11 protein-coding genes are annotated in these 9,872 nt (G+C 46.0%); 1 reads left to right on the top strand and 10 read right to left on the bottom strand.

The window, feature by feature from the left end; genetic code table 11:
* Positions 1-67: 67 nt before the first annotated feature.
* Genes B5D35_RS21245 through B5D35_RS21200 form a run of 10 tightly spaced genes read right to left on the bottom strand, consistent with a single transcriptional unit; the run spans position 68 to position 9,071 of the window.
* Complete coding sequence (locus tag B5D35_RS21245; RefSeq protein ID WP_078754482.1) at positions 68-1,357, bottom strand: tetratricopeptide repeat protein; 1,290 nt, start codon at positions 1,355-1,357, stop codon at positions 68-70.
* Positions 1,354-2,229: a type II secretion system F family protein gene (locus tag B5D35_RS21240; RefSeq protein ID WP_078754481.1), complete on the bottom strand. Its 876-nt coding sequence runs from the start codon at positions 2,227-2,229 to the stop codon at positions 1,354-1,356. Before B5D35_RS21240 ends, B5D35_RS21245 begins: the two co-directional genes overlap by 4 nt.
* Positions 2,226-3,152, bottom strand: coding sequence for a type II secretion system F family protein (locus B5D35_RS21235; RefSeq protein ID WP_078754480.1), 927 nt, complete (start codon positions 3,150-3,152; stop codon positions 2,226-2,228). Before B5D35_RS21235 ends, B5D35_RS21240 begins: the two co-directional genes overlap by 4 nt.
* Positions 3,149-4,426: a TadA family conjugal transfer-associated ATPase gene (locus B5D35_RS21230; RefSeq protein WP_078754479.1), complete on the bottom strand. Its 1,278-nt coding sequence runs from the start codon at positions 4,424-4,426 to the stop codon at positions 3,149-3,151. The genes B5D35_RS21235 and B5D35_RS21230 overlap by 4 nt, the downstream gene beginning before the upstream one ends.
* A 3-nt stretch (positions 4,427-4,429) precedes the next feature.
* Positions 4,430-5,689 carry a CpaE/TadZ family protein gene (locus B5D35_RS21225; RefSeq protein WP_078754478.1) on the bottom strand — a complete coding sequence of 420 codons (1,260 nt, stop codon included), beginning with the start codon at positions 5,687-5,689 and terminating at the stop codon, positions 4,430-4,432.
* 10 nt (positions 5,690-5,699) lie between these two features.
* Positions 5,700-6,296 carry a hypothetical protein gene (locus B5D35_RS21220; protein ID WP_170915242.1) on the bottom strand — a complete coding sequence of 199 codons (597 nt, stop codon included), beginning with the start codon at positions 6,294-6,296 and terminating at the stop codon, positions 5,700-5,702.
* On the bottom strand, positions 6,297-7,574 hold the full coding sequence (locus B5D35_RS21215) for a type II and III secretion system protein family protein (protein WP_332870404.1): 1,278 nt from the start codon (positions 7,572-7,574) through the stop codon (positions 6,297-6,299).
* A 10-nt stretch (positions 7,575-7,584) separates the two neighbouring features.
* Positions 7,585-8,364, bottom strand: coding sequence for a Flp pilus assembly protein CpaB (gene cpaB / locus B5D35_RS21210; RefSeq protein WP_078754476.1), 780 nt, complete (start codon positions 8,362-8,364; stop codon positions 7,585-7,587).
* Positions 8,365-8,402: 38 nt separating this feature from the next.
* The gene (locus tag B5D35_RS21205; protein WP_078754475.1) at positions 8,403-8,834 is read right to left on the bottom strand and encodes an A24 family peptidase; all 432 of its coding nucleotides are present in this window, start codon (positions 8,832-8,834) and stop codon (positions 8,403-8,405) included.
* 30 nt (positions 8,835-8,864) lie between these two features.
* Entirely contained in the window at positions 8,865-9,071 is a 207-nt protein-coding gene (locus B5D35_RS21200; protein ID WP_078754474.1) for a Flp family type IVb pilin, read from the bottom strand.
* A 539-nt stretch (positions 9,072-9,610) separates the two neighbouring features.
* On the opposite strand from B5D35_RS21200, the gene B5D35_RS21195 reads away from it, so the two are divergent.
* On the top strand, positions 9,611-9,872 hold a 262-nt coding region (locus tag B5D35_RS21195; RefSeq protein WP_170915243.1), incomplete at its 3' end, for a transposase.

Genomic DNA, 9,872 nt, shown 5'->3' with positions numbered 1-9,872 from the left:
CATGAGACTACGACGATTGATGGGTGTAGCCGATCAGATCGTAGCTTCTAGATTTAGTTCCATCGATTTAAGCAACAAAGCCGGTAAAGTCCTTTGCGCCTTTGATATCAAATACCCACTTTTTTTTGTGCTCTAAATACTCCGTGCGCACGTGACCTAACGTGAAGTCAGAGGTTGCAATATACACATTGGCTGCATCTGTAGGTTGATAGCGCATGTCTGTTATCAGATAGCGAGATCGCTTTTTCTTGGGCGTTTTAACCGCTTTTTTCCGGGCCTCTTTCGCTTCTTTCAACGCGATTTGCTGTTTGGCTTCGGCTTCTTTGGCGGCTTTCACGCGTTGGCGTGCGAGTACCAAGGGATCCGTAACACGTTCTGTTTTTTCAACGTTGTTGCGTGTGTTTGACGGGGATTCGTTAAGGGTGCGTGTGATTCCTTTGTCCGCCTCTGTGGGCGATTTTGTTTCTAGCGTTTCTTGGCGCGTGACGGCGTTAATTTTTACATCTGGCGGGTTGGTGCGAGGGCTTATTGTCTTGCCAATGTCGCTATTGGCACGAGAGAGAATAGCATCAATTTTGGCGTTTGCACGGCGTTGAATACTGGCGTTATTTGACGTGTCTGGCTGAGTCTGCGAAAAGTGGCTATTGGCCTCAACATTGTTCAGGCTGATGTATTTACTTTTCAGTGATTCCTGACTGCCTTGACCGCCCAGAAGTTGACTAAACGCCCGTGAGCGTCCAGCTTTTGCGAGGGCAAGCAGAAGGTTGGCTTCCACCGTGCTGTCTGCTCTGCCGTTGCGGACGAGCGGAAGTAATATGTCCGCCGCAAGGCCAAAATCACCTTGGAGCATGGCAATCATCGCAAGGTTGTTTTTTACCACGTCATCATCGAAACCATTCAACCTCGCGTGTTCAAACGCGGATTTGGCTTGCTTTAATTCACCACGTTGCGCGAGCAGCATGCCTTTTAAATTGTAGGCTTCAGCATACTCATCGTTTATACGTAGTGCCGCGTTGACGTGTTGCTCTGCGGCATTGAGCTTATCGAGATCGAAAAGAACGTTCGCCCGTAGCATGTCTAAATCGGCGTCTTTAAGCGCATGCAGTGGAATGAGGGCTAACTGAAATTGTGCGGATTCAGGATCGCCTGAAAGATAAATCGCATTGGCAAGCTTAAAGCGTCGTTCCGGTGAGGGCTCGGTATTTACTTGTTCCTTATAGCGTTTAATCAGAGCGGCATAGTTGCCTGTTTGGATAAGAAGCCGATCCCCTTTTTCTCCCGCGTATTCTTCAATGACGCCAGAAGAGGAGCAAGCGCTGAGTGCCAATATACACGCGGCAATAAATAATGGTTTCATAGATTATCAAGCATCCTCATTACTCCGGGGGCGACGATGAGTACGACAACGGGCAGCATGATAAAAATGATCATGGGAACCGACATTTTTGATGAAAGCTTTCCAGCTTTTTCTTCCAATGCGAGGAGCTGGATTTTACGTATGTCGTTAGACAGTGTGGTTAAAATGTCGTAAACCGAGGTGCCGTGTTGCATGCTTTGGCTCAGCGTCATGACAAAGCTGTGCATTTCAGGTGCAGGTACTCGCTCATAAAGATCTTGCAGTGCTTGATCAAGACCGACGGTTTTTGCTCGGTGGCTGAGCCGCCTTAGCATGTAAGCGAGATGGTGGTCGAAAGAGGCCATTTCAGACGTGAGGTAAAACAGCGTGGATTCGATAGTCATGCCCGTTTGAACACAGGTGGCCATCAAATCCAGAAGGTAGGGGAGTTTTCGGGTGATCTTGATTGCCAACGCCCGGCGGCGCATTTCAAGGTAGAGATCAGGGCCGATAACCACCACAAGTGCCAAGGCGGCGAGCCATACAATTTTACTCAGTAACGCTTCGGTGAAGGGTAAATCACCAGTCAGCAAAATAATGGCTTCACCGACAAAAAAACAGGTGTATTTGATGAGGAAAAAGTATGGCGCCATCGTCGTGTTGTAAAAGCCTGCGCCAATAAATTTTTCTTCAATGTCATTGCTGCTAGCTGCAAAAATTGAAGAAACCACACGTGATATTTCTGCAAAAGGTGAAGGCCGTTCTTCCTGTGTGATTCTCAGTGCTTGCTCAATGTTGTTTTTGCGCTTCAGGTTTCCGAAGATGATCGTCAATAAGAACGCAGTCCCTAACGCGATCAAAATGATAAACATGAAGGTATATACACCCATCATTTCACGCTCTTCATTAACCCAGTCACGATGCCGATACCAATGGCTTCGCTGGCTAGGGTGTAGTAAAGCAGGTAACGACCGCGAGGATCGTGCATGACGAAGTCGTAGTTGTCAGGCGCGATTAAACGAAGCACGACAAAGAGAAAGAAAAAGGGAATCGCACAGATGATGTAAGAGGAGAGGCGGGCTTCGGCGGTGAGTGCCTTCTTCTTCATTTCTATGCTGCGCGCGTCAAAAAGTACACGGTTAAGGTTGGTGACCACGCGGCGTAATTGACCACCACGATTGACGTTTACCCGCATCGCGATGACGAAAAACTGAAATGTGGGGGTTGGGAAGCGTTGGCAGGCACGGGCAAACACCGATTCGGTTGTTTCACCTAGGTTCAGTCGTTCGCCCATGGATTTGAATTCCCGACCAACAATGTTATCGAGCGATTTTCCCACGTATTGAATGGCATGAAGCAAGCTTTCTCCTGCCGAAACAGCGCTTGCAATCATGTTAAGTGCGTCAGGGAAGTTATCTTCAAACGCTTTTTGTGTGCGGTATTCGAGATAGCGGGTTCCTATGAAGGTAAATAAAGGGAAAGTCAGAAGCAGCGAGACCTGCGAGCTGAAACCTAATAACGTCACAAAAAAGAATTCACCGATGAAGGTCGATACCGTGTAGAACCCCAGCACTTTGATAATGGCGTAGTCACCGAGATCAAAGTAGGTATTGCGAAGCGTACGCGACAGGCGCTGTGAGAGTGTTGTTTTTGATAAGGCCTCCATGTCTACGGCACGGTTTTCGATGAGCTTTGTTTCGGGCAGAGGATTGTTTTCTCTCAGCATGCTTTCACGTCGTTCGCTAAGCACGGCTTGCCTTCTCATGAGGTACAAGCCGATAGCGATAAGCGCGATGAAAAATATCTTCTCGATCATGTTCTTATCCCACTGAAGATGCTCTTCAGTTCGTTTTCCAGGCCGAAGTAGCGTGCTTTCTCAAACAACGCGGAGCGATCCATCAACCCGGAGGTAATGAACTGGCCAAGAATCCGCCCTTTACTGGAAAATCCTTGGTGCTCGAAGCGGAAAATTTCTTCCATAACAACGCCTTCACCTTCCATTCCGACGATTTCGCAAATACTCATAACCTTACGGCTGCCATCATGGAGCCGGCTAATTTGAATAATGATGTCGACGGCACTGACAACAGTGCGACGAATGGCATCTAGCGGCAGTGACGATGTGGCCATCATGACCATGCTTTCAATACGTGAGATGGCATCTCTTGGGCTGTTCGCGTGGAGGGTGGTCATTGAGCCATCGTGCCCAGTGTTCATCGCCTGAAGCATTTCAAAAGTTTCTGGGCCACGGCACTCACCAATGATGATGCGGTCAGGACGCATACGCAGTGCGTTGATAACCAGTTGCCGTTGGTTTACTTCCCCCGTGCCTTCAATGCCAGCCGTTCGGGTTTCCAGTCGCACCACGTGGGGCTGTTGCAGCCTAAGCTCTGCAGCATCTTCTATCGTCACAATGCGTTCGCTTTCAGAAATATACTGTGAGAGAGCGTTCATCATGGTGGTTTTACCCGACCCTGTGCCCCCAGAGATCACAATGTTTAGTCGACACCTTGATGCGATGATCATCAGTTTGGCCACCTCTGGGCTGACAGCCCCGAACTCAATCAGATCGCCAAAATTAATACTTTGTTTTTTAAATTTACGAATGGAAATTGATGCACCATCAATGGCGATAGGTGGCAGTACAATGTTAACGCGACTGCCATCCTCCAGTCGGGCATCACACAATGGGTTCGAGTCATCAACCCGTCGACCAACGCGTGAAGCAATACGCTTGGCGACGTTGATCAACTGCATTTCATCCATAAACGTGATTGGCGACTTTTCGACTAAGCCCTGCCGTTCGATAAATACATTGTTAGGTCCATTGATCATGATGTCGGAGATGGCATCGTCCTCCACCAAGCTTTGAATGGGGCCGAGTCCTCGCAGTTCGTCATACAGCATGTTGACGAACTCATTTCGAAGAGACACGGATACTGCGGCTTTGTCCTGATCTATCAATAGCGTGATGGCTTGAGACAGCTGACCTTTAAGTTCTTCCTTGCTGAGCGATGAAACCGCTTCGGCGTCGATTGCGTCAAAAATTCGGGTTCTGAATGATAGGTATAACTCGCGAGATGGGTGCATAAATTACGAGCCCTTTTTACGCAAGAAGGGGAGAAAGTTTTTTACGCGATGAGGTGTGGTGGCTTCCCCTACGATGAGCGAACAAAGACTGCGTAATTGATTGCCTAGTTTTGTCTTCCCACTGCTGAGCATATTGCCACTGACGAGTGCTTCTTCCACGGTCACTTCATAGGGCAGTACGATGTCGATAGGGGCATTTAGGTACTTGGTTATTTCTGCTTCTGTGACGCTTTGGAACCGAGACGCTCTGTGCTTGTTTAGAACCAGCATCACTCGTACCGTTTTTCGAAGCTCATTTTCTTCAATGTGTTTTTTTATGCTATTGAGCAGCGCTGCTGTTTCGCGAAGACACGAGATAGTCGGATCCATGACAACCACTGCAACATCGAGCTGTTTCATCAGCACACTGGGCCTGAGATCGAAACTAACCGACGCTGACAGATCATCGATGATGAAGTTGGCATCACGACTGAGGTTGCTCACGACGGTGTTGTTAACATTATGAAAATAAACGGAATTTTCGGTGTTTAACCCGAGTGCAAGGTACTCCAGACGGTTATTGATTTTCGTTACCAAAGACTTCGCAGCGGATTCATCCAGTTGACCGCCAGATTCCGCAGCGTTTAACTTTCGTTTTTCGCGGTTTTTTACACCGAGGAAGATATCGAGGTTTCCGGATAAGTAGTTATTATCGACGACGACACAGCTGGCCTGTTTTTCATTGGATAGTTGCCAACCCAGTTCAGCGGTGATCAAAGATACACCGATGCCACCGCGCGACCCGATAACGCCTATCCGTTTAGCCCGACGACGGTGCTTAAAGTTGGCTGCTTCATGTTGTGCAAAAACGCCTTCAATAAACTCTCCGAGTTCCACCTTTGTGATGGGCCATAAAAGATAATAGAAACCGAATGTTTTGAGCTCGCGAACCACAGAAATGGAATCTACGCTTCCTAGAATGAGCACAGACAGAGCGTTAGGTAGTCTTTCAGAAAGCCGACGGCATTCCTCCAATGTCTCATCACAATCAACCAATTCAATGATGGCAACTTGTGCATTGAGTGCTTCTACGCGCCTCGCCACGTCGCTGAATGTGTATTTTTCAGCGGTAGGCGCGGTCTCGCCAATAAAGCGAAACGTTTCTTCGACCAATGACTTGTGTAAGTCGGTTTGATAAAACTGCACCACCTTGATACCTGTCTGATTGCCTAAGTTGGTGACGTCATGGCTGGGTTCTTTTTTCAGTAGTTCATCGAAAATCATGGCGTAGCTCTTATGGGTTTTTGGGCGTCAAAAGGGTGGTTTTGGCTTGCCCTGCCAGCTTCCTTTCAGGGTGAACCATGGCATGCCAACGTAGGTTTTCTGAGTAACATCCATCATCCCCTGAGTGATAGTGACCAATAACCCGCAAGTTACAGAGGCGGGTTTGAACTTGATGTACGGTCGTTGTTATTGAAACCGCGCTGCCTGTCAGTAAGGCATTGTCGCCTTCAATTACAAGTTCGCTGGGGGAGCCTGCACTGAGCAACCATTTCGATGCTTCTTGGGCAAGTAGCTGTCCTTTTTTTCCTGACCAGGAGATGTCAGCACCATAAACAAGAAGGCTGTCTTTGTTCTCTTTCAAATAGGCGAACAGCTCTTTCTTTGCGACACCCAAGGTTTTGTTCTTCATGGTGACCGTGAAGGTGTAGGTAATGGGGGTAACGGTTAAATCGCCACCCTGAACCGCGGTGGCATAGTTGATGTTTTCACAACCAACCACAGCGTGGAAAGCAGTAATGCAATTGGGGTTCTTTTCGTTGTCGTCATTTCTTAAACCCTCCGGTCGACAAAATTTCTGTCTGCCATTGCGCCATCTCAGGGGAAGCATCTAAATCAAGACCAAAAAAGCGAGATAAAGTGGACGTACGTTGAATGCTGGGTAACGTAATATTGGCGGAAGTGATCGGGGCAACCAAAGAGACCGTTGCGACGATAACCAGCGTATGGTGGAAGAATGCCGGAACAAGGCCCCGAGGATAGGGACGTCAGCAATAAAGGGTATTTTAGAGAGTGACTCCTGATCTTCGGTACTGAGAAGACCTGCTAATACAAAGCTGTCACCATCACCCAGTTCAATCGTGGTTTGCGCTCGACGTACGCGAAAAGCAGGAACATCGAGTGCGGTGTCACCAAATTGTTCATCAACGGAGCTGACGGACGGAAAAAGGGTCAGCATGATTTTGTCGTCCCTTTGTACTTCTGCGGCAAGCTCTAATCCGATGCCAAATGTCTTGTATTCGATAACGTAGCCGTCATCCGTCAAGTAAGAGATGGGCACTTCACCACCAACCAGAAAGCTCGCAGTCTCTCCGGAAATGACCGAAAGGTTTGGCTCCGAAAGTACCTGTCCGATGCGGTCATCATTGATGGCCGAAAGGTAAGTCGCGATGTTGGTTGCGCTCCCGTTCAGCCCCGTAATGGCACGAAAAAACTGTCCATTGTTAAAGCTGTTTTCAAACACGGTTCCCCATTGAATACCAAGTTCGTTGACGAGGGAGCTGTTCACTTCTGCAATGGTGAGTTTTACATTCACTTGCTTGGTGACCGTGACTTCCAAATTATTGACCAAGCCCTCATAGGTTTTATGCGCGAGAAAGCCGATAGTTTTATCTGGCGTGTTGGTATTAAGAGAGACAAGTGTGGTGGTCTTTTCCTTTTGGTCTTTGCTCAGCAGTTCCCCGGCAATGGCATATATTTCATCTTTTTCTTTTTGAGTGGGGACGGTTCCCGCAAGCACAACACGGTCTCCAAGATTGAGGACTGATACGTCGGCGTTGGGGTATTGAGATGAAATTAATTGCTCTACGCTGATCAGGCTTTTATTCACCACCACCTTTTTTTCTGTAAGTGTTTGGCTATTTTCACTGAACACGATCAGTGTGGTGGTGCCAATGTTGCGCCCAAAAACAACCAAGCGGTTATTATCAATAACTTGGTAGTCTGCAATCTCTGGGTCAGCAATGAAAATGGTGCCAATGGTGGCATCGAAGTGCATGGATCGTGCATCGCCCGTTCCTAGATTCAAAATACTGGCCGCAAAGACAGGGAGAGAGCAAGTAGTCAGCAGCAAAATGAAAATAATGTGATGATTCTGAAAAGTTTTCATTCCATGCTCTCTAGTTAAAAGCCTTGTTCTGACCACGAATTTCAGTGACAGATTTGAAGTTAGGCAGTACATCGTGCGTATCTGCGTTCAAACCGGTGTCTTTTTCTGACTGATCTAGTGATTTGATAACTTCAATAACACCAATGCGCCGTGCGATGACCATCTTCCCAATTTGTTCACGCGCCAACTCTATGGTGATAGGGAGGCTCATGTCGCGAGAGTCGTCCTCCTCTTCAATCGCGAGGATTTTGACTCGATGAAGTAGCGGCGAAACAGATAGGGTGCGAAAAGATTGAATGGCACTGCCGCGACCAGTCTCTCCAATGTTTTGTTCGTCAGATGTGAGGACGAGTACATCGATGTAATCACCAACTGCGACTCCGGAGCCGAGAAAATCGCGACTTTTTAAGCGAAAAGAGTATGGCGTCATGCCCTTTTGAATAGCCGCTTCTATGTATCCTTTGTCGTTAGGGGTAATGAAATCACGTTGAGAAAGGAAATCTGTGTTAGAAAGATCCTTTGCGGCTATTGTTCCTGGCACGATTTGTAGAGTCGTATCGTGCGTAATACCGTTTTGCATAGCCTCTTGCTCTCGGACATGAAAATACCGAATATTGGTTCTTTTTAAGGGTTCACCTTTTTTCATTGGCTTTTGCAATTTGGCGACCTGAAAGGTAGGAATCGACGTGTCTTCAATCGACGTTTGATTGAACGTGAATACACCGGTTAACCCGAGCAGACCAATAATGATCGTTAATACTGCAATGAAGAAAAATAGTCGCTGGCTCATTTGTCTGCTTAATGTGGTATTTCATTTAAACGATATATCTAATTAAATGTACTTAGATGTACAAAAAAAAGGCTTGTTACGACAATGGGTATTCCGTAGGGCACACCATTGTTTTTATCGTTATCCGAAATTTTCATTATGATAAATATGCCAAGTGCTGTAATACCGCCTAAAAAAACAATGGTGATTAAAGAAAGTGGCCAATATTTCTGATCTATGATTAAGGAATAACAACACAGTATTTTTATATCTCCAGCACCTATAGCACCCAAGCTGAAAAGTGCCAGTCCGACTGCAAATACCATTGCACCCTGTACAAAATGAAGAGAGATGTTTTCATTTGTATAACTTAGAAGTAAGCAAAAAATTAGCAATGCAACGCTTAATTGGTTACTTATTCTTCTTGTGCAAATATCAGATATTAATACTGCTGTCGAACCGGCAACTAGTAGTGTCTCTACGAAAAACATACGTTTACGCAGTGCTGGGTGATCGTGTCCTTAACCGCCAGCAGGCCCATCTTGAGCGCTGGTGATCTGATCGGAAATAAATGTCATCGCACCATCTAATGCACCACCTAACGTGCCATTATTAGCAAATACGGCCATCAGAATTGCTGAGATAGCGACGCCGATGATTGCATATTCAATTGCAGTTACACCACGTTCATCACGGATGAATGCCTTAACAAAATTTGAAAGCATCATTGAGAAACTCCATTTATATTGTGTGTGAATTCTGAACTAAGGCTTTTTTCTTAAGGTTATTTAAATTTGGAAATACACTTAACAACCAAAGTTGTTATATAAGATATAACTCATAATTCAATTAATCCACTGTGCGAGAAATTAATTTAATTATCGAAAGTGACACGGATGATTAACTCTAAGACGTTTCTAATACGCAAGTATGAGGGTTTATAATTAATTGGTTGAATATAAGTTTGATAATAACTTGACGCATGTCACGTGGATACATATGAACCTGGTTTTCTTGTCGAAATTATAATTCACCAGATAGTTTGAATGGTCTTTCTATTAATTTGAAAGTGATCACAAATATTTTTCTTTAATTTTATGTGTTAGCGGCTATTTTTTCCTGTTTTCGCTTTGTACGTGATTGATGCGGGCCTGCTTATTTAAGGTGTACGTATTGACTCATAGAGAGGGCTTTGTTGCTTAAATCGATGGAACTAAATCTAGAAGCTACGATCTGATCGGCTACACCCATCAATCGTCGTAGTCTCATGTCTAAACCTCGTTACAAAACAACTAACTGGAAGCAGTACAACAAAGCCTTAATCAACCGTGGTTCTCTGACCTTTTGGATTGATGAGGAAACGATAGCTGAGTGGAAACAAAACAAACAAGGCAAGCGTGGTAGACCTCGCCGATTCAGCGACTTAGCCATTACTACCGCACTGATGGTGAAACGCATTTTCTCTATGCCATTGAGAGCGCTACAAGGTTTTCTAGACTCTGTTTTTAAGCTGGCTAACATCCCGCTTG

It is taken from the genome of Enterovibrio nigricans DSM 22720 (assembly GCF_900167155.1).
GTDB classification, from domain to species: Bacteria; Pseudomonadota; Gammaproteobacteria; order Enterobacterales; family Vibrionaceae; genus Enterovibrio; species Enterovibrio nigricans.
Note: the sequence above shows the minus strand (reverse complement) of the source record. Positions and strands in the feature narration are given on the sequence as shown.

Excerpts from the sequence above, each read along its gene's own strand:
- B5D35_RS21230 (WP_078754479.1), bottom strand. The coding sequence starts at position 4,426 with ATGCACCCATCTCGCGAGTTATACCTATCATTCAGAACCCGAATTTTT.
- cpaB (WP_078754476.1), bottom strand. The coding sequence starts at position 8,364 with ATGAGCCAGCGACTATTTTTCTTCATTGCAGTATTAACGATCATTATT.
- B5D35_RS21225 (WP_078754478.1), bottom strand. The coding sequence starts at position 5,689 with ATGATTTTCGATGAACTACTGAAAAAAGAACCCAGCCATGACGTCACC.
- B5D35_RS21245 (WP_078754482.1), bottom strand. The coding sequence starts at position 1,357 with ATGAAACCATTATTTATTGCCGCGTGTATATTGGCACTCAGCGCTTGC.
- B5D35_RS21235 (WP_078754480.1), bottom strand. The coding sequence starts at position 3,152 with ATGATCGAGAAGATATTTTTCATCGCGCTTATCGCTATCGGCTTGTAC.
- B5D35_RS21215 (WP_332870404.1), bottom strand. The coding sequence starts at position 7,574 with ATGAAAACTTTTCAGAATCATCACATTATTTTCATTTTGCTGCTGACT.
- B5D35_RS21220 (WP_170915242.1), bottom strand. The coding sequence starts at position 6,296 with ATGCTTCCCCTGAGATGGCGCAATGGCAGACAGAAATTTTGTCGACCG.
- B5D35_RS21240 (WP_078754481.1), bottom strand. The coding sequence starts at position 2,229 with ATGATGGGTGTATATACCTTCATGTTTATCATTTTGATCGCGTTAGGG.
- B5D35_RS21205 (WP_078754475.1), bottom strand. The coding sequence starts at position 8,834 with ATGTTTTTCGTAGAGACACTACTAGTTGCCGGTTCGACAGCAGTATTA.
- B5D35_RS21200 (WP_078754474.1), bottom strand. The coding sequence starts at position 9,071 with ATGATGCTTTCAAATTTTGTTAAGGCATTCATCCGTGATGAACGTGGT.